The sequence below is a fragment of the bacterium genome (assembly GCA_035281585.1).
Classification (GTDB): Bacteria; UBA10199; UBA10199; order DSSB01; family DSSB01; genus DATEDP01.
This window is the reverse complement of sequence record DATEDP010000137.1, coordinates 36,533-60,640: the sequence shown is the minus strand read 5'-3', so window position 1 is coordinate 60,640 and position 24,108 is coordinate 36,533. Positions and strand designations below refer to the sequence as shown.

Sequence of the window (24,108 nt, the reverse complement as noted above, 5' to 3'; positions counted from 1 at the left end):
CTTGAACTTTCCGCTTTCCAGCCGAGCTCGGACGGCCGAGACGAGATTGAGCCGGATGGTTTCGCTCTTGAGGATCTTGTCGGCCTCGGTGACTTCGGGCCGCCAGATCTTGTCCCAAGCGTTGTCGAGAGCGCCGACGTTTTCACGCTGGGATTGGGCCTCGGCGATGATCTCCTCTCGCCAGGCGGCGAGGGCGGCCAAATTGGCCTGACGCAGCTTCGCGGCGCCGGCTTCCTCGATGAACTTGTGGGCCAAGAGCAGGTTCCGCGAAATTCCTTCCACCGCCTTCTCGGCCTCGGCCTCGTTGTTGTTTTTGAAATGAGCCTCGGCCGATTGAAATTTTTCGCGCAAGATCGAGATGCCCTTTTCGGAGTCGCCGTTGCCCAACTCCTTACATCCGGCGTCGCGGTAGGTTTCAAAATAAGCCAAGGCATCGTCGAGGCGGCCTTCGGCGATGGCCTGGTTGGCTTTCGAGAGCGGTACCTGACTATGGATCTGGGGATTGCTGTCGGATTCGGCGAATCGGAGCAATTTATCCGAGATCTCCTTGCCCAGGGTCTTCAGTTCGGCGGCGATCATCTGCCCCTCGGCGTCGGCGAGCCTCGGGGAAGCCGCGAGGGCCTGGAGTTGGTCTGAGGCGCTTTGAAGCTGATCGAGGATCTCCGCCTTCGCCTCGAAATCCATGGCGTGAATTTCCGTCGACTTGCTTTCGAATTCCTTGAGCTGCTCGCGGAGGGCCGGAGCCTGGGCGCGAAAGATCAGGGCTTGGTCGATGTCAATGTTTAAGGCCGCGGCGATTTTTTCGATGCCTTCCTTCCTCCTTGTCACATCTTCCGGCGTCAGCACCTCCCAACCGCCAACTTCATTGATAAGCTGAGCAAGCAGCATCCTGCTCAGGCTCAGTCGGCCGTGACGAATTGGCAGCGACTCAGGATGGCGCCCCAAAAACTCGCCAAGCAAATTGTGAGCGAACTCGGGGTTGCCGCCCACCGTCAGGATTTCACTGAGCGCCAAGGCGGCTTTTTCGCTGTCGGGGTTGAGCAAGTACGCCTTCTCCAGCGACTTGAAGGTTTCCTCGAGCCGGCCGCGCTCGGCGTGGATCTTGGCTTGACGGAAAGCTTGCTCAGACTTCTGAACGTCGACCGGCGTGACTTTCTTCAATGCCGGAGCGGCCTTGGCGGTGAGCGGATGGGTCGGGGTGCGGCCGCTGCTTTGGAGGAGTTTGACCAGCGGTGAGTCGTCGGTGATTTTGAGGACCGGGCCCGGAGCTTTTCCTTCGTTGGGGGATGGCGCGGGCGGCGGCGGGGGCGCGGGCTGAATTTTCTGACCAGGGCGATAGCGAACGTTCGGCGTCATGGAACCTCCGGATTGGTTATAAAGCAAGGGCGGTGCCAAGGCGCGGCAACGCAATTTCAAGGACTTAGCGGCCGACTCGTCGAAAGAAGGGAAGAAAAAGTTCCTCTTGTTCTCAAAGTGGGATGCGGCAAAAAAAAGCCAGGCGCCCGGGGAGGCGCCTGGCGGGAGGGTATTGAGAAGAGACAGCTTAGGAATATTCGGCGGTCAGGTCGCCGCTGCCGGCATCGATCGACCAACATAAGTTTTCGCCGTCGATTTCGATTTCGCCCACGCCTTGACCCGGCGAGTAGATCGAGTTGGGATCGAGGACGCTCAAGAGCTCGATCATCCGGCCGCGGACATCCTCCATGATGTCTTCGATGTCCTCGTTGTCGCTCTCGCCGTCGCTCCAAGAGTTCTTCAGCTCGTTGAGGCTTTCGGCCAGGGCGGGGTCGAGGACCGCCAGGAAGTTCAGCAGCTTGGCGTCCACCGGGTCGGTGAGCTCGCCTTCGGAAAGCGCGGCCTTGAATTCCTCGAGCGTCATGTTCATGCCCGAGGCATCGAGGGCGCTTTGGAGCTGGGCTTCGGTCCGGCCGGTGGCCGCGAGCAGGGCCTCGACGATGGCGTCGCCGTCCATGGTTCCGGTGGTTTCGGCGGCGCCGTTGATGGTCACCCGGTCGGCGAGCGAGGAGGGGATATCGCCTTCGATATACTCCTCGTTGACGTTGACGTTCACGTTGTAGCCCTTTTTCACGATGTAGGTGTCGGTCGAGCCGTCGCTGTGCTTGACCTTGACGATGACGTCGCCGCCGAAGTTGGCGCTGAACTCGACCGTATCCGACGGTTTCACCGAGATGTTGGCGTCGGCATAGACGACGTGCTTTTGGTCCTCGCCGGGCTGGGCCCAGAAATCGACGATCTCGCCCGAGAATTCCGGCTCATAGAGCAGGCTGCCGTCGGGCTGTTCCTCGCCCGGGATGCTGGACTCGGGCTTGGAGCCTTCCGCGACTTGGCTGAACTCGCCCCAAGTCGCGATGCCGTTGGCGTCCCTGAGCTGGCCGGCATCGGGCGTGTTGATTTTGATCGTGTCGCCGGCCGCCGGGTCGAAGTCGTGGACGAAGTAGACCGCTTCGGTGCCGGTGGCCGGATCGGTGACGACGATCTTGGCGACTTCCTCCGGCGGCTGGAAGCGGGTGTCGGTGGTCATCTCGATCGTGACCTGGGCCGAGACCGGCGCGACGTCGAGAATGAACTCATTGCTCCAGATGTCGTGGGTGCCGTTGCCGGTGAAGCCGATCTGGGACTTGCCGTTGGTGTAAACCCAGTTGTCCATCGTTCCGGCCATGCCGCCGAACTGGTTGGTCTGGCCCTGCTGCGGTCCGCCCAAGGGAGCGCCGCCGCCCATGCCGCCCAGGCTCGGATCCCAAGCTTGCTGGCCGTAGCCGAGCTGTTGCTGGGCCCACTGGAGCTGGGCGAGGAATTCATTCCATTCCTGTTGGGAAGGGGCGGGCGTGCTGGGATCGCCGGCCATCACCGCGTTGTAGTAGGCGGTGGCCTGCTCCAACCATTGGACCAGAGCCGGATCGCTGTAGCCGCCGAGCGACTTGGTGGCGGTTTGACCGCCGTAGGCCAGGGCCTTGGAGTCGTAGACGGGGGTTCCGGTGACTTGAGATTGACGAACGCGATTGCTTTCCATTTTTTCGATCCTCCTTGAGGCGTCGTTTCCTCGACGCCGATGCCAGGAAGAAAAGCAAGCGCTGGGCCAAAACCATTAAACTTAAATCATGAATAATTTTAATAAGTTATTAAATTGATCGCGCCTAGAATTGAATAATTTGAATGAATAGATTTCACATGGTTCACAATTTCAAAATATGGTGCCAGGCAGGGCTTCGATGGACAACTCCCGGGCTCTCCCCTACGATAAATAAGGTGGTTCGGAGGAAAATCGTGGGTCGGCGCTTCATTCCCATTCTGTTCCTGACTTTTCTGCTGCTGGCTTGCTCCGGCGGCATCGGCGGCGCTCCGGGCAGCGGCGGCGCCGGTCCGGTCGGCGACACCACCGTGGGCGGCCCGCTCGGCGGAAGCGGCTCGGCGGCTCAGCCGCTCGATGCGGGATTTTCCGGACCCTCCAAGGACGTGCACGGCTACAATTACGTTTTGCGCGAGGCCAAGGGCAGGGTGATATGCCAAGAAGCCAACGGCGATTTGAAGGTCCGATTGAGCGGCCAGGTCTTCAACGACCGGACTCAGATGGGCGTCGCCGGCTTTCTGCGCATCACCGATCCGAACGCCCAGCGCTACCAGGTGACCCGAGCCTTGAACGATGCCGAGGTCGGCCATTTTTCGACGGTGATGAAGTTGCGGCCGCCGCTGGACCCCTTCTTCGCCATGCTCATCACCCATGAGGAGCCGGCCCAGCTCGACGTGCTCCTGCCGGTGACCGGGGCCCTGGTGCAGGTCATCGTCGCCGAGCTAGCTTCGCCCTTGAGCTTCGAGAATGCCGACACCGATCAGCATTGTGTCGAAGCGGCCGGCGAGAGTCCCGATTATCAATCGGTCGAGGACCGGCCCGTCCCGGTGACCGTTGATTGACGGAGGTTCTTGGCGCCTTCTCTTACCCCCCTTTGAAAAAGGGGGCCAGGGGGGATTCAAAGCCGTTGCAAAGCAACGAGGTTCGATTTCCAGGCTTTCTTTTTCCAGCGACCGCTTTAAATCCCCCTTTTCCCCCTTTTTCAAAGGGGGAAATCGTCGATATCTGGATTTTTCCGCGCCGACTAATTCTTCAAGCCCAAAAATTTGGCGAGGACCGATTTGTTCTTCGGGATGCCGTGGCGGTCCATCCGCATGTAGAGGCAGCGCAGGGTGACGTCGAGGTCCTTGGCCGCCGCGTTTTTGTCCATCTTGTGGCGGCGGAGGGCCTCGATGATGAGCCGCCGCTCTTCGGCCCTTTCTTGGCTCTTGGGCGTGCTCTCCTCGACGCTGCGGCCGCCGATGACGCCGGGCCGGGCCTCGGGCGGGAGATTGAGCAGGTGAGGGCCGATCTCGCCGCCCTGGGCGAAGAGCAAGGCGTTGCGCAGCACCGACTCGAGCTGGCGGATATTGCCGGGCCAGGAATAGCTCACCAATTTTTCATAGGCGGCCTCGCTCAGCTTGGAAGTCCCGAGCTTGAAAGAATGGCTGAGCTTTTCGATCAAGTGGCTCACCAGCAGGGGGATGTCCTCCTTGCGTTCGCGCAGCGGCGGCAATGGAATGGTGATCCCGTTGATCCGAAAATAGAGGTCTTGGCGGAATTTCTCATCGGCGACCAGCTGCTGCAGGTCCTGGTTCGAGGCCGTGACCAGCCGGACGTCGACCTTGACCGCCTTGGCCGCGCCGAGCGGCCGCACTTCGTTCTCTTGCAGGACCCGGAGCAGCTTGACCTGCATGTTCAGCGACATATCGGCGACCTCGTCCATGAAGAGGGTGCCGCCGCTGGCCTGCTCGAAGAGTCCGATCCGGTCGCGGTCGGCGTGGGTGAAGGCGCCGCGCTTGTGGCCGAAGAGCTCGCTTTCGAGCAAAGTCTCGGGGATGGCGCTGCAGTTGATCGTGACGAGCGGGCCTTTCTTTCGGGAGCTGTTCTCATGAAGCGAACGGGCCACCAGCTCCTTGCCGGTGCCGGACTCGCCGTAGATCCAGACCGGGATCATCGTGTCGCTGACGTGATCCAGCAAATGGAAGACCTCCATCATCTTGGGCGAGCCGCCGACGATCTCGTCGTAGCCGTAGCGGAGCTGGTCGCGGACCTGGGCCAGCTCGACCGAGAGGACCTCGATGCGCTGGGCCTGGCTTAGGACTTTTTCCTCGAGCTTGGAGTTGGCCTGCTTCAGCTCGGCGATGAAGCGGGCCTTTTGGACGGCGAGGGCGGCCTGGGCCGAAAAAGAGTCGAGGAGAACGATGTCTTCCTCGCGGAAGCAGTCGGGAGCGTAACGGTGGTCCAGGTAGATCGCCCCCAAGACCCGGCCCTCCAATTCGAGCGGGACCGCCAGGATCGATTTCAATTGGTACTGGACGACGCTTTGCTTGTCCTTGAGCCGCTCGTCGTGCTGGGCATTGGCGCTGAGCAAGGTCGAGCCGCGATCCATCGCTTGGCGGACCGCGGTCATCGAGATCTGCAGCTCCTCGCCGCCCAGGCTCTGCTGGTTGAAGTGACGGGCGGTCTTGACTTCGAAGCCGGCCAGCGGCGCCGGGCTCTTGGGATTTTCCAAAAGCAAGAAGCCCCGTTCGGCGCCGGTCAACTCGATCGCCGCGTCCATCACTCGCTCCAAGACTTCGTTCAGCGCGGTCTTGCCGGCGATCTGGCGCGCGATCTCGCTGAATTGACGGAAGCGCTGCTCGGAGAGACCGCGGGTCGGGAGAGGAGGGGGCGGGGGTGCGGAGACTGGGTTTGGCGCCGACGCTTTTAAATCCCCCCCGGCCCCCCCTTTTTCAAAGGGGGGGAATTCTTGAGTCGCACCGATGATCTTTTTCAGCTCTTCGTCCAACGAGCTGCCTTCGAGGTTTTTTTCGTATTCCATTTTTAGCTCCTCGGGAAGCGAGGCCGCGATCTGGAGCCCTTCTTCCCATTGTTTTTGCCATAAAATTTGAGCGCTTTGCCCCAAGCCTCGCCGGGCCAAGGCCAGCGCCGAGTTAGCCAACAGCTCGCGGCGCTGCTCCGGCGATTCGAGCTGGCCGAGCGCGCCGAGGAAGGCCGGCAATAGACCGGGCAGGCGCTCGGTCTCGGCGCTCCATAGCTCCAGGCTTCGGCGCCAAGCCGGGTAGAGCCGGCCCTCGAGGCCCGATAGCTCGCGAAGCGTGGCCTGAAGCAGCTCGGAATGGGCGGGCAGCCGGCCCAAGGCCGCGGCCAATCCCAGCCGGGCCATCGCCAATTTCATTCGGGCCGCGAAGCCGGCCTGGTCCGACGCGGCGGCTTGCCAATCGGCCTCGGCTTCGGCCAAGGCGCCCTGGCGCCGCCGGTGCTGGCCCCTCTGATAGAGGAGCTCCCAGCTTGAAGTCGATTCGGCGTTCGCGGCCTCTTCGAGCAGCTTCGCGGCGGTCGCCGGATTTCCGAGACGGGAGTGAAATTCCGCGAGGTGCAGCCGGCTCAGGTTCAAGTCTTCCTCGTTGCCGTAGGCCCGCAATATTTTTCCGGCCTCTTTCATTTCTTCCCAAGCTTCGCCGTAGCGGGCCATCTCGAGATGGAGCAGGGCCCGGTTTTGCAAATAGCGGGCGGCCTGGAGAACGGCGCCGCCGGCCTTGGACAATTCGATCGAGCGGCTCATCAGCCGCTCGCTCTCGGTGAGACGGCCGTAGTCCTGGGCCCAGAGTCCCAGCAATTGATAGGACACCGCCTCGGTTTGGGGCTTTCGGGTTTTTTGGAAAAGCTCCCGATTGCGCCGCAAGTGATCGAAGGCCGGGAGGAAGCGGCCGAGGCTTTGCTCCAGCTCGCCCCAGCGCTGCTCGATCTCGCCGCGCAGCACTCCATCCTCGCCGGCCAGCTCCAGCGCCTTCCGCAAATGCTCGCGGGCGGCCTCGGGCCGGCCGGCGCGCTTTTCGATCGCCGCCATGAAGTTCAGCGACCGGGCGTGATAGGGGTGATGCCGGGGATGGATGCCGGGGGGGCCGATTTTCAAGCTGCTTTCGAAATGCTCGCGGGCGGCGTCCCAATTTCCGGCCGAGTACTCGACCATCCCGCTGAACAGATGAAATTTGTTCTTCTGCAATCTCGTCTCATCGTCGGGCCGGTCGGCCGACCATTGGGCATAGGCTTGACCGGCTTCGGCGTAGCGGCCCAGCCGGTGAAAAAGCGGAGCCATGCTGCCGTGGAGGACGTAGCGATCTTCGGCGCCGGCGGCGAGTGGCAGCAGCTTTCGATAACAAGCGAGGGCCGCGGCCGGTTCCTCGCGGCCTTCATGGTAGGCGGCCGCGGCCAGGCCCCAAGTCTTTGCCAGCTCCGCGTCGCCCACCGCCGCGGCATGCTCGGCGAGATGAAGGGCCAGGCTTCCGGCTTGCTCCGGCGGCGGGGCTTGGGCGAGATCATGCCGCAGCCAGCGCCGGTGGGCCTCCCGAAGCAGGTCCGCCGGCAGAGCCGATAGATGAAAATCGCGGAGCGAGGGCTGGGCCAAGCGCCTCGAGCTCGAGGTTCCGGGGCCGAGCCGGAGCAGCGAGCTTCGGTCCAGCTCGGCCAAATCCCGCTCCCAATTTTCTTCCGGCTCGAGGGCCGCGATTTGCGCCAAATCCAAGGCCCTTCCCCGGCTCAAGAAAAGGGCGAAAAGCCTTTTCGCCGGCGTCGAGAGGCCTTCGATCTGGCGCCGCGCCGCTTCGCGCAGCCGCTCCGGCGCCGAAGCGGCGGTGACGGCCGCGGCGGCGAAGTCCTCGGCCAGGCCGCGGCGCAGGCCTTCCATCAATAGCAGGGGCCGGCCGCCGCTTTGCTCGAGCCAGCCTCGGGTCCAAGCTTCGGCCGGCGGCTTTTCCAAGGGAGCGGATGCGAGCAGGGACCGGGCCTGGGCTTCGCTTAGCTCGGGCAGATCCAGGCTTCGGCCGGCGGCCGAGCTTTCGAGCTGCCGCCGCCAGGCTCGCAGATCCGGCCCTTCCAGCTCGCTGTTCACGTCGAAGAAAAAAGTCGGGATGTCGCTTCGGCCTTCGGCCATCTCCAGCAGCAAACGGATTTCACGGAGGGTCGACTCGGGCCACTCGTGGAAATCCTCGAAGGCCACGGCCCGGTCGCGGCCGCCGGCGAGCAAGGCGGTCAGCGAATCGGTCAAGGTCAGGGAAAGCTCTTTGCCATTGAATCGGCGGAGCAGCCGCGAATGCCAGGTCGCCGCCTCGCGCGGCGTCAGCGAATGCCACTCGCCGCCCCCGAGCTGAGATTCCCAGCGCAGCTCCTCGAGCAAGCGGCTCCGGCCGCTGCCGCTGGGCCCGACGATGGCCAAGAATTTTTCGCCGCTTTCGCCGCGCCGCGCCCGGCCGCAAGCTTCCACGACCGCCGGCGGACTTTGCCAGGCCAAGCGGGAAGGCAGGGCGACCGCGCTTTCGCCGTCGCTTCCCTCCAAGCCATGGCGACGCAGAAAATGAACGAGGCTCAAGGCCGAGCTCGGCCGCCGGCCCGGCGAGATTTCCAAGAGACGGGCGAGCAGGTCGCCGAGGAAGTCCGGCAGCTCGGGGCGGGATGAGTTCAAGGGCCGGGCCTTGACCGCTTTTCCGGCCGGAGGAGGCCAGGTCGGAAAGGGTGGGGCGCCGCAAAGCCACTCGTAAATGGAAGCTCCCAAGGCGAAGAGATCGCCGGCCCGACCGTATTCGCCCCAAAAAGCTTCGGGCGGGAGGTAAGCCGGAGTGCCGGCGCCGGCGCCGTGGCGCTCGGCGCCGCCGGACAAGCCGAAGTCCAAGAGCCGGAGCCGGCTCGAGTCCCAAAAGAGGTTGGAGGGCTTGAGGTCGCGATGGAGGATGTTGCGCGAATGCAAATAGTGAAGGGCCGAAGCGACGCCGCCTAGGATCCGGACGATTTGCTCAGGATCGGTCGCCGGTTCGAGCCGGTCCAAGGGCCGGCCCTCCAACAGCTCCATCGTGAAGCAAGGCCCGTGGAGTTGGGGATCGTCGACATGCTCGGAGAGCTCGGCGTGATAATCGAAAATGCCGACCAAGTTGGGGTGGGAGAGCCGGCTGAGCAAGCGGAATTCCTCGGCCAGCGAGGCCGAAGCCATCTCCGGCTTGAGCACTTTGAGGGCGAGCTTCCTCCGCTGCTGGGAATCCCAAGCCTGAAAGACCCTTCCCATGCCTCCTTCGCCTAAAATCTTTTGAATTTGATAGCGCGGCGCCAATTTCAAAATTTTCCTTTTGAATATTATGCATTTGAAGGGGTTGACGGTCAAACAAAGTCATCCTGAGCGGGGGCCCCAGTCGAACGCCGCAGGTTCAAGTGAGACTGGGGGAAGGATCTGCGACCCACCAAGGGCCTTCGAAGGGCCGATTCCCTTCGTGCCGTTAGCGGGTTTCTGAGGGCACGAAGCTGCGCTGGAGCCTTAAGCTTCTTGGGCAGTCGCAGATCCTTCGTCGCTTCGCTCCCCTCAGGATGACGCTTGGCGGCGCGTTTTCTCTTGCTTCCTAAGGGACCCCTACGTTAATCGACCCTCGCTGATTCCGTTGATCTTTCAGCCCTTTTCTTTCCGGAGTTCCCTTGCTCGCACGTTACAGCCGACCCGCCATGGTGCAAATTTGGGAGCCCGAGGCCAAGTTTCAGCGCTGGCTCGACATTGAAGTCGCCGCCTGCGAGGCCTGGGCCCGATTGGGGAAGATTCCCGCCCAAGACCTGAAGAACATTCAAAAGAAGGCGCGCTTCGACCTGGCTCGGATCGAGGAGATCGAGGCGGTCACCAAGCACGATGTCATCGCCTTCGTGAGCTGCGTGGCCGAGTTCGTCGGCCCTTCGGGCCGCTTTCTCCACATGGGCCTCACCAGCTCCGACGTCCTCGACACCTGCCTGGCGATGCAGCTCCGCGATGCCGGCAAGATCCTGCTCGCCGACATCGACGCCTTGCTCAAGGTCTTGAAGAAGCGGGCTCATGAGCACAAGGACACGATCCAGGTCGGGCGCTCCCACGGCATCCACGCCGAGCCCATCACCTTCGGGCTCAAGCTGGCGATCTGGTACGACGAGATGCGGCGCAATCGCGAGCGGCTGGAATTGGCCATGGAGCAGATCGCCTACGGCAAGTGCTCGGGCGCCGTCGGCACCTTCGCCCACAGCCCGCCGGCGGTTGAAAAATACGTGATGAAGAAGCTGGGCCTCAAGGCGGCGCCGGCTTCCTCCCAAATCGTGCAGCGCGATCGCCACGCTTTTTACTTCTCGGCCCTGGCGGTGATCGCCGGGACCGTCGACAAGATCGCGACCGAGATCCGCCACCTCCAACGCACCGAGGTGCTCGAAGCCGAGGAATACTTTTCGCCCGGCCAGAAGGGCTCCTCGGCGATGCCGCACAAGCGCAATCCGGTGCTTTCGGAAAACCTCTCGGGCTTGGCCCGCTTGATCCGGGGATACGCGGTGGCGGCCTTGGAGAACCAGCCGCTCTGGCACGAGCGCGACATCAGCCACTCCAGCGTCGAGCGGGTGATCGGGCCCGATGCGACCGTGACTTTGGACTTCATGCTCGGCCGGCTGACCGGGTTGCTGGAAAAGCTGCTGGTTTATCCCGAGCGGATGCTGAAGAACCTGCAAAGCCTGGGAGGGCTGGTGCACAGCCAGCAAGTCTTGCTAGCCTTCATCGAAGCCGGGATGCGGCGCGAGGATGCCTACGCCATCGTCCAACGCCACGCGATGAAGGTCTGGGAGACGAGGGAGAGCTTCGCCAAGCTCCTCAAATCCGAGCCCGAGGTTTTGAAGTATCTAAGCCCCAAGCAGATCGACGCGATCTTCGACTTGAAGCACCACACCAAGCATGTGGGGACGATCTTTAAGCGGGTATTTGGAAGGTAGTTCCCCCTCCTTTGTAAGGAGGGGGCAGGGGGAGGTAGAGCGTGGGCGATGCGCAAAATCTTTTGCCCATCGCGGTACTTTCTACCCCTCCCTAACCCTCCCCTTATAAAGGGGAGGGAATAGGAGAACTATGAAAGCAAAAGTGACGGTAAAGCTGAAGAAGGGAGTCCTCGACCCCCAAGGAAAGGCCATCCTCAACAGCGGCCACGCCCTCGGCTTCGAGGAATTGACCGACGTCCGGGCCGGCAAGGTCTTCGAGATCGACCTCAACACCGAGGACAAGGCTAAAGCCGAGCCGCGGTTGAAGGCGCTGGCCGACAAGCTGTTGGCCAACACCGTCATCGAAAGCTTCGAAGTGGAGATACTCTAAGGTGAAAGTCGGCGTCGTCCTATTCCCCGGCACCAATTGCGATCATGATCTCTACCACGCCCTCGGCCTCAACGTCGGCTTCGAGCCGGTCTATCTTTGGCACAAGGACCATGACCTGAAGGGCTGCGACGCGATCATGCTGCCCGGCGGCTTCTCCTACGGCGATTACCTGCGCTGCGGGGCCATCGCCAAGTATTCGCCGGTGATGCGCGAGGTGGCGGCCTTCGCCGAAAAGGGCGGGCCGGTTCTGGGGATCTGCAACGGCTTCCAGATTTTGACCGAGGCCGGCTTGTTGCCCGGCGCCTTGCTGCGCAACAAGTCGCTCCAATTCCTTTGCCAATACGTGACCTTGAAGGTCGAGACCGAAAGGACTCCTTTCACCAAGAAAGCCAAGACCGGCGGGCTGCTCCGCATCCCGATCAATCACGGCGAGGGCAACTATTATATTGATGGCGAAGGCTTGCAGCGGCTGGAAGGCGAAGGCCAGGTCGTGTTTCGCTACGTCGACGAGCAGGGGCAGGCCAGCGAGGCGGCCAATCCCAACGGCGCGCTGGCCAACATCGCCGGCGTCTGCAATGGCCGGCGCAACGTGGTCGGGTTGATGCCCCATCCCGAGCGGGTGGTCGAGGCGGCCCTGGGCGGGACCGACGGAAAAATTTTGTTCGAGAGTTTGCTGAGCTAATTCCCCCTCCTTTGTAAGGAGGGGGTCAGGGGGAGGTAGAGCGTTGGCGGTATGCAAAATCTTTTGCCTATCGCGATACGCTCTACCCCTCCCTAACCCTCCCCTTACAAAGGGGAGGGGGATAAGAATTTATGACTTCACTATTGCAACAAGCCAAGGAATTCGGACTTTCGGAGGAGGAATTCCAGCGCGTTCTCCAGATCCTGGGCCGCGAGCCCAACTTGGTCGAGCTCGGTATCTTCTCGGTCATGTGGTCGGAGCACTGCAGCTACAAGAGCTCCCGGCTTCACTTGAAGAAGCTTCCGACCACCGGGCCCCAGGTCATTCAAGGTCCCGGCGAGAACGCCGGCGTCGTCGACATCGGCGACGGCTGGGGAATCGCCTTCAAGATGGAATCGCACAATCATCCGTCCTTCATCGAGCCTTACCAAGGCGCGGCCACCGGCGTCGGCGGCATCCTCCGGGACGTCTTCACCATGGGAGCTCGGCCGATCGCCAACCTGAATTCGCTGCGCTTCGGGGCCGCGGACCATCCCAAGACGCCCTTCCTGGTCGGCGGCGTCGTTGCCGGCATCGGCGGCTACGGCAACTGCATGGGCATTCCGACGGTGGGCGGCGAGGTCTTCTTCGACGCCTCCTTCAACGGCAATATCCTGGTCAACGCGATGACCGTCGGCTTGGTGAAAGCCGATCGGATCTTCAAGGGCCTGGCCGAGGGCGTGGGCAATCCGGTCATGTACGTCGGCAGCAAGACCGGCCGCGACGGCATTCACGGGGCGACGATGGCCTCGGGCGAGTTCGACGAGGCCAGCGAGGAGAAGCGGCCGACGGTTCAAGTCGGCGACCCCTTCACCGAGAAGCTTTTGCTCGAGGCCTGCCTCGAGGTGATGGCCGAGGACGTCTTGGTCGGCATCCAGGACATGGGCGCGGCCGGCCTGACCAGCTCCTCCTTCGAGATGGCCTCGCGTTCGGGCAGCGGCATCGAGATGGACTTGGACAAGATCCCGGTCCGGGAAGAGGGCATGACGGCCTACGAGATGATGCTCAGCGAGTCGCAGGAGCGGATGCTGCTCGTCGCCAAGCGCGGTTGCGAGGAGAAGGTCGTCGAGATCTTCAAGAAATGGGATCTGGACGCGGTGGTGGTCGGCAAGGTCACCGACGACGGCTGGATGCGCCTGAAAAAAGACGGCCAGGTCGTGGCCGAGCTGCCGATCGGCCCGCTCACCGACGCGGCGCCGCTCTACGACCGTCCCCAGAAGCCGGTCGATTTGCAGGCCCGGCAGAAGATTTCCTGGGACGAGCTGAAGTATCCGGCCGATTGGAACGAGACTTTGCTGAAGATGGTCGGCTCGCCCAACCTCTGCAGCCGCCGCTGGGTCTGGCGCCAGTACGATCACATGGTGATGACCAACACCCTGGTCCAGCCCGGCTCCGACGCCGCGGTCCTCCGGATCAAGGGCTTGAAGCAAGGCGTCGCCGTGACCAGCGACTGCAACAGCCGCTATTGCTATCTCGACCCCCATCTCGGCGCCCAGCATGCGGTGGCCGAGGCCGCCCGCAACCTCGCCTGCAGCGGGGCCAAGCCGCTGGCCACCACCGATTGCCTCAACTTCGGCAATCCGGAGAAGCCCGAGATCATGTGGGAGTTCGCCGAGGCGGTGCGGGGCATGGGCGAGGCCTGCCGGGCCCTCGACGCGCCGATCGTCAGCGGCAACGTCAGCCTCTACAACGACACCAACGGCGTCTCGATCTTTCCAACGCCGACCATCGGCATGGTCGGCCGGCTCGAGGACGCCTCCAAATGCCTGGCCTCGGGATTTCGCGAGGCCGGCGACTTGATTTTCCTCTTGGGCGACCTAGTTGGAAGCCTGGGCGCCAGCGAATACCTGAGCTGGATCCACGGCAAGACCGCCGGCGCGCCGCCGCCGCTCGATTTGAGCCGCGAAAAAGCCACCCAGGACTTCGTGCTCCGCGCCATCGGCGAAGGGCTCTTGGCCTCGGCTCACGACGTCTCCGACGGCGGCTTGGCGGTGGCCTTGGCCGAATCCTGCTTCACGGCCGCCGATCCCGACTTGGGAATCGACGCGGTATTGGAAAAGGCGGGCGAGGGGAGGGCGATTGCCGAGCTGCTTTTCGGCGAAGGGGCCTCACGGATCTTGCTCTCGGTCAAGCCCGGCCGGGCCGCCACCCTCCAAGAGCTGGCCGCCGCCTCGGGCTTGCCCCTGCATCGTCTCGGGGCGGTGCAAAAAGGCCGTTTTCGCCTCGGGCCCTGGCTGGATTTGCCTATTGCCCGGCTCCGGGAGGTTTGGGATAAAGGTTTCGAACGAATCGTGCGTCGCGGGGAATAAACGAATATGTGCGGGATTGTCGGTATTTACAACCATTCGGAGGCGGCCAAGATCGCCTATCTGGGGCTTTATGCCCTCCAGCATCGCGGCCAGGAAGCCGCCGGCATCGTCAGCGCCGACGGCGAGCGGCTTCATGCCCACCGTCAGATGGGCTTGGTCGCCGACATTTTCAACGAGCGGAAGCTCAGCAGCTTGGTCGGCAGCGCCGCCATCGGCCACGTTCGCTACTCCACCGCCGGCGCCTCCCATCTCAAGAACACCCAACCGCTGGTTTACGACTACTCGCGGGGCGAGATCGCCATCGCCCACAACGGCAACCTGGTCAACGCCCAGGCCCTGCGCGGCGAGTTCGAGGCCCACGGCTCGATTTTTCAATCGACCACCGACACCGAGATCATCATTCACCTCTTGGCGGCCTTCCATGAGAAAGACTTGATCGAGCGGATCATCGCCGCCCTCAAGCGGGTCGAGGGCTCCTATTCGCTGCTTATCCTGACCAAGAGCCGGATGATCGCCGCCCGCGATCCCTACGGCTGGCGGCCGCTGGTGCTGGGCGATTTGAACGGCAGCCCGATCGTGGCTTCGGAAACCTGCGCCCTCGACTTGGTCGAGGCCAAATACGTCCGCGAGGTCGAGCCCGGCGAGATCCTGGTCTTCGACAAGGACGGGATGAAGTCCTTCAAGCCTTTCCCCAAGCCGCCGAAGAAGGCGCTCTGCATCTTCGAGCACGTTTACTTCGCCCGGCCCGACAGCCAGGTTTTCGGCCGCAACGTCTACGAGATCCGCAAGGGCTTCGGCCGCCAGCTGGCCAAGGAGCATCCGGTCGAGGCCGACATGGTCGTGCCGGTGCCCGACTCCGGCGTCCCGGCGGCTTTGGGCTACAGCGAGGAATCGGGGATTCCCTTCCAGCTCGGCCTGATCCGCAATCACTACGTCGGCCGCACCTTCATCGAGCCGACCGACCAGATCCGCCACTTCGGGGTCAAGGTGAAGCTCAACGCGGTCCGCGAGCTGGTCCAGGGCAAGCGGATCGTGCTGATCGACGATTCCATCGTCCGCGGCACCACTTCGCGCAAGATCGTCAAGATGCTCCGCGATGCCGGGGCCAAGGAAGTCCATTTCCGGATCAGCTGTCCGCCGACCAAGTGGCCCTGCTTCTTCGGGATCGACACGCCCGACCGGAAGGAGCTCATCGCGGCGACCCACAGCTTGGAAGAGATCCGGCGCTACATCACCTGCGACACCCTGTCTTATCTCTCGATCGAGAACATGTTCTACTTCGACAAGAACCACGGCGAGTGGTTCTGCGACGCCTGCTTTTCAGGCAAGTTCCCGGTCCCCTTGGTCGATTATCCCAACGCCGAGCCCTTGAAGAGGGTGAAAGAGGCGTAGTGTTCTCACCCCCCTTTGAAAAAGGGGGGAATCGCGAAATCCTTTTCTTTACAATTAAATAGCGCTTCCTTACATTCCTCCGCATCCAAATCCCCGTGTGGTTCGTAAGCGACGGGTAACAACCCCTTAATGGAGGATCCCTATGTCGAAGTCGAAAGTGTCCAAGAACAAGAAACTTTTGCTCGGTTCGGCTCTGGCCGGATTGGTGGTGGCCGGTCCCGGTCTCTCGGTGACCGCCGGCTCGGTTTCGGCCGGGAGGTTTTTCCAGTCGGCCGAATTGGAAGTCGGTTACCGGGTCGCCCAGGCCGTCGATAAGAAGGAAGAAGCGGCAGCCACCGCTGCGACCGCCGACACCAAGAGCGGCGAGGTCAAAAAGGACGGCGACAAGCACTGCAGCGGGGACAAGAAATGCTCCGGTGATAAAAAGTGCTCCGGTGACAAGAAATGTTCCGGCGACAAGAAATGCGGCGGCGACAAGCACTGCAGCGGCGACAAGAAGCCGGCCGGCACCCCGGCTCCGGAAGCCAAGAAGAGCGACGCCTCCAAGTCCTGCGGCGCCGGCTCTTGCGGCGGCCACAAGTAATTCGACCAAGGGGCCGGTCGGAGACGCCGGCCGGCCCCCTGTCATTCCGAGGACCCGAAAGGGGGCGAGGAATCCGCTACGGAGCTCCATAGTGGATCCCTCACTCCGTTCGGGATGACGAATGCGACGTTCCGAAATCCAAAACCTCGGCTTCGGTCTCGGCTTGCGCCGTGAAAATGTCGACGATCTCCTCGCCGCCAAGCCCTCGGTCCTCGATTGCCTGGAAATCGCCCCCGAAAACTACATGAAGACCGGCGGACGCCTTTACCGCCAGTATCGCGAGCTGGCCGAGCGCTATCCGATCGTGATCCACGGCCTCAGCCTTTCGCTCGGCTCGAAGCATCCGCCGGCCAAGGCCTTCCTCAAGGATTTGAAAGCCTTCCTCAAGCAGACCCGGGCGCTCTGGATGAGCGACCATCTCTGCTACTCTTCGGTCCTCGGCGCCCAATTCCACGATTTGCTGCCGCTGCCCTTCAGCCGCGAAGCCCTGCGCCACGTCGTGCCGCGGATCCGCAAGATCCAGGATTATTTGGAAATGCCCTTCGCGGTCGAGAACGTCTCTTATTACGCGCCCGGCGGCCGTCATGAGATGACCGAATGGGAATTTTTGGCCGAAGTCGCCGAGCGGGCCGATTGCTCGCTGCTGCTCGACGTGAACAACATCTACGTCAACGCCGTCAATCACGGCTTCGATCCCTTCGAGTACTTGAAGACGCTGCCCTACGAGCGGGTCCTTCACATCCACGTCGCCGGCCACATCCAATATCAGAACTTTCTCCTCGACACCCACGGCGCGCCGGTGATCGATCCGGTCTGGGACTTGCTGCGCTACGTCGCGGCCCGGGCCGAACCCAAGGCGGTCATCGTGGAGCGGGATCACAACCTGCCGCCGCTGTCGGAAAGCCTCGCCGAAGTCGCGATGGCGCGACGAATCTTCCAGAAAACCGCCGCCGAGCGGAGGATCGCGTGAAGGCCGATTTTCCCCATCTCGAGCAAACCGAAAAATTCTGGGCCAAGATCTGCTTTGACGGAAGCTACCGGCCCAAGGGCCGCTACCGGGTTTACCGCGAGCTGGTCAGCGAGCGAATGCTCGACACCCTCAAGAACATCTCGCCGGTGGCGCGGTCGCTCTTGAGCGAGAAGGAGTGGTGGGCTTTGCTCTGGGCCTTCCTCAAGAAAGCGCCCCCGAAGTCGGAGATTCTCCGCGAGCTGGCCGGCGAATTTTCCGGTTATTTGAAGGCCCGCCGCCATCCCTTGGCCAAGAAATATCCCTATCTCGGCGAGCTGCTGGAATACGAGTACCTCGAGATCGAGATGCGCTTCGCGCCCGAGGACGAAGGGCGAACGCCGGCCGGGAAGTTTCGCTTGAACCCGGCCCATGCCCTGGCGAGCTATCGCTGGCCGGTGCACTTCATCTCGGAGGATTTCCGCGATCCCAAGAAAATGCCCCGAGGATATTACCACCTCCTCCTGTGGCGCGATCCCCAAAGCCTCGAGGTGAAATTCATGGAAGTCAACGGCCTGATCGCCGCTTTGTTGCGGCGCTTGGAAAAGGGGCCCCAGGCCGCCGGAACCTTGCTCAAGGCCGTCGCCAAGGAGCAGGCCATCCCGGCCGACGCCGGCTATTTGGCCGAGGGTCAGGCCTTGTTGCAGAGTCTCCGGGCGAAGCGGATTTTAATTTAAGATGCCAGCCACCGCCGAACAATTGGCCCGTTGCTCCCGCGGCGAAGTCGCCGCGTTTTCCGACCTTTACCAGGCCTCGGCTCCGCATCTATTCGCCTTGGCCCTGCGTATCCTCTCCAAGAAGGAGTGGGCGGAAGAAGTGCTCCAAGAGGCCTTTACCAAGATCTGGACCCGATCGAGCGATTACGACATCGCCAAAGGCTCTCCGCTCACCTGGATGGGGACCATCGTTCGCAACACGGCGATCGACCGCCTTCGCCGCAACCGCCGTGAAATGCCGCTCGACCTCGAGCCCCTGCTCGGCGTTTTGAAGGACGAAGGCCCCGGCCCCCAGGAGAGGGCCGCCCAAAGCCTGGAATCGGAGGCGCTCGGCCGCTGCCTCGAGGAATTATCGGAGGAACAGCGCCGAAGCCTGGGCCTGGCTTATTGGAAGGGCCTCAGCCACGGCGAAATTTCCAAGGCCCTGGCCCGGCCGCTCGGCACCGTCAAGGCTTGGGTTCGGCGGGGCTTGGATCAACTTCGGAGGTGCCTGGAGCGATGAAGCTGGAGCGACCCGAAATCCGCGAAGTCCTCGCCGGCGAATACGCCTTGGGCCTGCTCGCCGAGCGCACCCGCCGCGGCTTCGAGCGGCGGCTCAAGACCGACGCCGGATTGCGCGGGTCCTTGCGGAATTGGGAGCGGCGCTTCAATTCGGTGGTCGAGACCCTCGAACCGGTGGAGCCGCCGGCCCAGCTTTGGATTCGGGTCTACGAAAATCTGCCGAAGAAGCGCCTGGTCCAGGGCGAGGGCAAAACCCTCTCGCTTTGGGAGAGCCTCAACTTCTGGCGCAATTTGGCTTTCCTGGGCAGCGCCCTGGCCGTCTTGCTCCTGACCTATGTCGGATTCGGTCCCGGTTTCCGCAGGCCGCTGCCGGCCCAGGTGGCGATGATCTCCGACCCGAAGTCGGACAAGACCGCCTGGATGGTGAGCGTCATGCCCGACCGCAAGATGCTCAAAGTGACGGCGATGGATCTCCCGGCCATGCCCGCCGATCGCGATTGCGAGCTCTGGATGCTGCCGGCCGGCGGCCAAGCGCCGGTTTCCTTGGGCTTGCTGCCGATGCAGGGGACGATGACGATGCCGGTGGCGGCGGGCAAAATGAAGATTCTGGCTCAAGCCACCGGCCTCGCGGTCAGCCTCGAGCCCAAAGGCGGCTCGCCGACCGGAGCGCCGACCGGCCCGGTCCTCTATCAAGCCTCGATTTATCCGCTCTAAACCCGCATCCATCCCCGGAATCCCGGCGTATCACCGGAATCCAGGAGACACGCGATGCGCCGCTTATTCATTCTATTCGCCCTGCTGCTCCATTCGGCCGCGGCCTCCGCCGGCGGGTCGGCGATTCCTTGGCAGACCTGGTCCGAGCGAATCTTCGAGCGGGCCGCCCGGGAAAACCGCTTGGTCCTCTTGGACTTGGAGGCGGTCTGGTGCCACTGGTGCCATGTGATGGACGAGCAAACCTATTCCCATCCCGAAATCGCCGAGCTGATCGAGCGGCGTTACCTCGCGGTTAAAGTCGACCAGGACTCGCGGCCCGACCTGGCCAACCGCTATCGGGACTATGGCTGGCCGGCGACCGTGGTCTTCGACGCCCAGGGCCGGGAGCTCGCCAAGCGAGCCGGCTTTCTGGCGGCTCCCGAAATGGCTGAGCTGTTGCGGCGCTTGGACCAAGATCCCCGGCCGCTGGTCGAGCCGACTTACCCAAGCCGGCTTGCCGCCGCGCCTTCGCTCGCGGGGCTGAGCGAGGATTTGGCCGTCGAGCTGCGGCGGCGTCACCGCGAGGCTTTCGACCCCGAGGAAGGCGGCCTCCGGCTGAGCCAAAAATTTCTCGATGCCGACAGCTTGGAATATTCGCTGCACTTGGCGGCGGCCGGCGATGGCGAGGAGGAGGGGCGGGCCCGGAAAACCTTGAGAGCGGCGGCGGCCTTGGTCGATCCGGTTTGGGGCGGTGTTTACCAATATTCCCACGGCGGCAACTGGGCCAATCCCCATTTCGAGAAGATCCTGTCTTTTCAGCGCGACAATCTGAAGATTTATTCCCGGGCCTATCGCCTTTGGAAAGACCCGGAGCATCGAAAGGCCGCCGCTGCGATTCGATCCTATCTGAAGAATTTTCTCCGGTCGCCGGAAGGAGCCTTCTACGCCAGCCAAGACGCCGATTTGGTGCCGGGGCGGCATGCCTCGGATTATTTCGCGCTCGATGACGGCGAGCGCCGCCTCCGCGGCATGCCCCGCATCGACCGGCACCGCTATGCCCGGGAGAACGGCTGGGCCGCCGAGGCTTTGATCGAGTATTACCTTGCCACCGGCGAGCTCGAAGCCTTGGAGGAGGCCCGGCGGGCCTTGGATTGGGTCCTGGCTCATCGCCGTCTCGATTCGGGGGCCTATGCCAGCTTGACTTGGGCCTCGCGCTTGAAGGGTCCGGCGGCCGGCGGATTTCGTCACGATGCCGAGGACGAGGGCGGCCCCTTCCTGGGGGACACGCTGGCGGTGGGAACGGCCGCCCTCAAGCTTTACGCCGCCACCGCCGAGCGCCGTTGGCTCGAGACGGCTCGGGGCTCGGCCGATTTCATCCTGCGGAATTTTTCAGCGAAGGACGGCGGGTATTTCACGGCCCGCGGCGACGGCATCCTGGAGCCGGCCCGGACTTTGGAGGAAAACACCGGGACGGCTCGCTTCCTCAACCTTCTGGGGCATTACACCGGGAATTCCGAGTATTTCGGCGGCGCCCGCCGAGCCCTGGCCTGGCTGGCACTTCCCCAAGTCGCGACCGCGCGGCTGACCGAACCTGGCATCTTGCTGGCCGCCCAAGAGCTGGCGGCGCCGCCACTCCATCTCACCGTGGTCGGATCGAAGCGCGACCCCCAGGCCGGGGCGCTCTTCGCCGAAGCTTCGCGGCAGCCCGAAGCCTATTTGCGGGTGGAGTGGTGGGATCGAAGCGAGGGGCCCTTGCCGAATTCCGACGTCGGATACCCGGCGCTGGAGCGAAGCGCGGCCTTCGTTTGCAGCGCCAAGCTCTGCTCAAGCCCGGTTTTCCAGCCCCAGGGCTTGGGCCCCCTCATCCAAAAGTTGCAGCCTCGGGCCAAAGGCGCGCCGCATCGAGGCGCGCCCCGAGCCGAAGCTCAGTGGAAGCTCCTGCTGTTTCGCCTTTCGGCCGCCGATTGACGGCGCCGGCAGGCCAGACCCGCGAGGGTCCCCAGGATCAGCAAGGCCGGGCCGAAATTCGAAGGCCTGGCGGCGGCGTTGAGCGAGCAGGGGCCGGAGCCCTCGAGGAAGAGCCCGCTAGGTCCGCCGGCAGGACCTCCCGGCGGCTCGCCCTCGACCGGCGAATCGACCGGCCCCGGTCGGGGTGTTCCCGTGGGAGTCGGCGTCGGCTCGGGGCCGCATTCCGGGATCGCCTCATTGATGCAGCCGGAGTCGGGATTGCAGGAATCGCTAGTGCAGTCGTCGCCGTCGTCGCAGTCCAAGGCCGGTCCGGTGCAAATGCCGTCGGCGTTGCACAAATCGTCGGTGGTGCAATCGCTTCCGTCGTCGCATTCGAGGCCGGGCTGGGCCACGTTGCTGCAGGTTCCGGCCGAGACGGCGCAGCTATCCAAGGTGCAGGGGTTGTCGTCGTCGCAGTCGCCGTCGGCGCTGCAGGCACAGAGGCTGAGATCGTGGAGACACTGGCCGTTCTCCGGCACGCAGCTGTCGGCCGAGCAGTCGCGGCCGTCGCTGCAGTCCTTCAGGGTGCCCGGATCGCAGCTTCCTTCGGAGCAGAGGTCGTTCAAGGTGCATTCGTTCTGATCGTCGCAGTCGGCGCCGTTGTCGGTGGCGACGCATTCACCGTCGCCGTTGCAGGCGTTGTCGGTGCAGACGTTGCCGTCGTCGGTGCAGGCGGTGCCGGCCGGGTCGTTGCAGGAGTCGTTCTCCTCGTCGCATTGATCGGCGCAGACTCCGCCCTCGGCGCAGGGATCGCCGGCATGGACGCTGCAAGACCCTTCGCCGCAGTTGTCGGCGCCGTTGCAGAATAGTCCGTCATCGCAAGGGTCGGAGTTGTCGCTGCGGACGCACTCGTTGTTGTCGTTGCAGAACTCGTCGGTGCAGGCGTTCTCGTCGTCGCAGTCGGCGTCGATCTCGCATTCGCAGGATTTGGCGTCGGAGCTGCAGTTCCCGTTGTTGGGATTGCAGGAATCGACCGTGCAGTCGATGCCGTCGCTGCAATCCTTGGGCGAGCCGGGGGCGCATTCGCCGCCCGAGCATTGGTCGTTCAGGGTGCATTCGTCTCCGTCGTCGCAGTCGGCGGTGTTGTTGGTGGCGACGCATTGGCCGTCGCCGTTGCAGGCGTTGTCGGTGCAGACATTGCCGTCGTCGGTGCAGGCGGTCCCGGCCGGGTCATTGCAGGAATTAGCCTCTTCGTCGCAGGCATCGGCGCATTCGCCGCCTTCGGCGCAGGGGTCGCCGGCGTGGACGCTGCAGGAACCCGCGCCGCAGGTATCGGCGCCGTTGCAGAACAGCCCGTCGTCGCAGGGGTCGGAATTGTCGCTCCGCTCGCATTCGTTGTTGCCGTTGCAGAACTCGTCGGTGCAGGCGTTGCCGTCGTCGCAGTCGCCATCGACCTCGCATTCGCAGCTCGTCGCGTCGCTGGAGCAATCGCCGGTGCCCGGGTCGCAGGAATCGACCGTGCAGTCGATGCCGTCGCTGCAATCTTTGGGTGAGCCGGGGGCACATTCGCCGCCCGAGCACTGGTCGTTCAAGGTGCAGGCATCGTTGTCGTCGCAAGCGGCCTCGTTGTTGGTGGCGATGCAATGGCCTTGGCCGTCGCAAGCGTTATCGGTGCAGGGATTGCCCTCGTCGGTGCAAGCGGTGCCGGCCGGATCGTTGCAGGCATTGGCCTCTTCGTCGCACAGGTCGGCGCATTCGCCACCGCTGGAGCAGGGGTCGCCGTCGTGGACGCTGCAAGATCCCGCGCCGCAGGTGTCGGCCCCGTTGCAGAAGAGCCCGTCGTCGCAGGGGTCGGAGTTGTCGCTGCGGACGCATTCGTTGTTGTCATTGCAGAACTCGTCGGTGCAGGCATTCTCGTCGTTGCAGTCGGCGTCGATCTCGCATTCGCAGGATTTGGCGTCGGAGCTGCAATTTCCGTTGGCCGGATTGCAGGAGTCGACGGTGCAGTCGATGCCGTCGCTGCAATCCTTGGGCGAGCCGGGCTGGCAGGCCCCGCCGGTGCAGACGTCGTTCAAAGTGCAGTCGTCGCCGTCCTCGCAATCGGCGTTGTTGTTGGAGGCGACGCATTCGCCTTGGCCGTTGCATTCGTTGTCGGTGCAGACGTTGCCGTCATCGGTGCAGACCGTGCCCTCGGGATCGAAGCAGCTGTCGGTTTCCTCGTTGCAGGCATCGGCGCACTCGCCGCCCGAATCGCAAGGGTCGCCCTCGTGGACGCTGCAGGAGCCCGCGCCGCAGGTATCGGGGCCGTTGCAGAATAGCCCGTCGTCGCAGGGGTCGCTGTTGTCGCTCCGCTCGCATTCATTGTTCGCGTTGCAGAATTCGTCGGTGCAGGCGTTGCCGTCATCGCAGTCGGCGTCGATCTGACATTCGCAGGAAGCCGGGTCGGAGGAGCAATTGCCGTTGGCCGGGTCGCAGGCGTCGATCGTGCATTCGATGCCGTCACTGCAATCGACGGGGCTGCCGGGGCTGCAGGCGCCGCCCGAGCAAACGTCGTTCTCGGTGCAGAAATTGCCGTCCTCGCAAGGGGCGCTATTATTGGTATGGACACAATGGAAGGTGATCTGGCTGCAGACGTCGTCGGTGCAGGGGTTGGTGTCGGCGCATTGGGCGTCGGACGTGCATTCGATCTTGCAGTCGGCGTCGCAGCCGTCACCCGAGATGTTGTCGCCGTCGTCGCATTCCTCGCCCAAGTTCGTTTCCAGGACCCCGTTGCCGCAGCCGTCGCATTTGCCGCAGCTGTCCTCGACGCTGCACGATACCCCGCCGTTGTTGAAGCACTCGATGTGGGCATCGTGGCCGCTGACGATTCCGCTGGTGGAAGGGCATATCTCGCCGCTGCCACCGTGGATGTTATGGCATATGCATTGCCCCGGATTGGGCGGGATGGGGCAGGTGATGGCTGCTGCCGAGCTTGCCGCGAGACAGATACACAAAACTCCGAACCACAGAACGATATGGCGTTGCGCCTGGAGGGTATGCATAGAAGGC

General features: G+C 63.3%; 16 protein-coding genes. 12 read left to right on the top strand and 4 right to left on the bottom strand.

Going from position 1 to position 24,108, the window contains the following annotated elements; all coding sequences use genetic code 11:
- The coding region (locus tag VJR29_12670; protein HKY64261.1) for a hypothetical protein at positions 1-1,356 on the bottom strand (1,356 nt) is incomplete at its 3' end.
- A 187-nt stretch (positions 1,357-1,543) separates the two neighbouring features.
- Positions 1,544-3,031, bottom strand: coding sequence for a hypothetical protein (locus tag VJR29_12665; protein ID HKY64260.1), 1,488 nt, complete (start codon positions 3,029-3,031; stop codon positions 1,544-1,546).
- 254 nt (positions 3,032-3,285) lie between these two features.
- Here VJR29_12665 and VJR29_12660 point away from each other — a divergent pair, with 254 nt between their 5' ends.
- The gene (locus VJR29_12660) at positions 3,286-3,930 is read left to right on the top strand and encodes a hypothetical protein (GenBank protein HKY64259.1); all 645 of its coding nucleotides are present in this window, start codon (positions 3,286-3,288) and stop codon (positions 3,928-3,930) included.
- Between the two features lie 182 nt (positions 3,931-4,112).
- Here the strand turns inward: VJR29_12660 and VJR29_12655 are convergent, their stop codons facing one another.
- A complete protein-coding gene (locus VJR29_12655) occupies positions 4,113-9,170 on the bottom strand; it encodes a sigma 54-interacting transcriptional regulator (GenBank protein ID HKY64258.1) in 5,058 nt (1,685 codons plus the stop codon).
- Positions 9,171-9,526: 356 nt separating this feature from the next.
- Between VJR29_12655 and purB the strand changes: the two genes are divergently transcribed.
- The 11 genes from purB (at position 9,527) to VJR29_12600 (ending at position 21,081) form a co-directional block, all read left to right on the top strand.
- Positions 9,527-10,822 (top strand): adenylosuccinate lyase, encoded by a 1,296-nt coding sequence (purB, locus tag VJR29_12650; GenBank protein HKY64257.1) that lies wholly within the window; start codon positions 9,527-9,529, stop codon positions 10,820-10,822.
- 130 nt (positions 10,823-10,952) lie between these two features.
- Positions 10,953-11,192: a phosphoribosylformylglycinamidine synthase subunit PurS gene (gene purS, locus VJR29_12645; GenBank protein HKY64256.1), complete on the top strand. Its 240-nt coding sequence runs from the start codon at positions 10,953-10,955 to the stop codon at positions 11,190-11,192.
- A 1-nt stretch (position 11,193) separates the two neighbouring features.
- Entirely contained in the window at positions 11,194-11,874 is a 681-nt protein-coding gene (gene purQ / locus VJR29_12640; protein ID HKY64255.1) for a phosphoribosylformylglycinamidine synthase subunit PurQ, read from the top strand.
- Positions 11,875-12,005: 131 nt separating this feature from the next.
- Positions 12,006-14,222, top strand: coding sequence for a phosphoribosylformylglycinamidine synthase subunit PurL (gene purL, locus VJR29_12635; protein ID HKY64254.1), 2,217 nt, complete (start codon positions 12,006-12,008; stop codon positions 14,220-14,222).
- A 6-nt stretch (positions 14,223-14,228) separates the two neighbouring features.
- Positions 14,229-15,614 (top strand): amidophosphoribosyltransferase, encoded by a 1,386-nt coding sequence (gene purF / locus VJR29_12630; protein ID HKY64253.1) that lies wholly within the window; start codon positions 14,229-14,231, stop codon positions 15,612-15,614.
- Between the two features lie 142 nt (positions 15,615-15,756).
- Positions 15,757-16,197, top strand: coding sequence for a hypothetical protein (locus tag VJR29_12625; protein HKY64252.1), 441 nt, complete (start codon positions 15,757-15,759; stop codon positions 16,195-16,197).
- 121 nt (positions 16,198-16,318) lie between these two features.
- Entirely contained in the window at positions 16,319-17,167 is an 849-nt protein-coding gene (locus tag VJR29_12620; protein ID HKY64251.1) for a DUF692 domain-containing protein, read from the top strand.
- Entirely contained in the window at positions 17,164-17,880 is a 717-nt protein-coding gene (locus tag VJR29_12615; protein HKY64250.1) for a putative DNA-binding domain-containing protein, read from the top strand. Before VJR29_12620 ends, VJR29_12615 begins: the two co-directional genes overlap by 4 nt.
- Before the next feature lies 1 nt (position 17,881).
- Entirely contained in the window at positions 17,882-18,421 is a 540-nt protein-coding gene (locus tag VJR29_12610; protein HKY64249.1) for a sigma-70 family RNA polymerase sigma factor, read from the top strand.
- Positions 18,418-19,134, top strand: a complete 717-nt coding sequence (locus VJR29_12605; GenBank protein ID HKY64248.1) for an anti-sigma factor — start codon at positions 18,418-18,420, stop codon at positions 19,132-19,134. The genes VJR29_12610 and VJR29_12605 overlap by 4 nt, the downstream gene beginning before the upstream one ends.
- Before the next feature lie 54 nt (positions 19,135-19,188).
- A complete protein-coding gene (locus VJR29_12600; GenBank protein ID HKY64247.1) occupies positions 19,189-21,081 on the top strand; it encodes a DUF255 domain-containing protein in 1,893 nt (630 codons plus the stop codon).
- Here the strand turns inward: VJR29_12600 and VJR29_12595 are convergent.
- On the bottom strand, positions 21,039-24,101 hold the full coding sequence (locus VJR29_12595) for a hypothetical protein (protein ID HKY64246.1): 3,063 nt from the start codon (positions 24,099-24,101) through the stop codon (positions 21,039-21,041). The genes VJR29_12600 and VJR29_12595 overlap by 43 nt on opposite strands.
- Positions 24,102-24,108 lie beyond the last annotated feature (7 nt).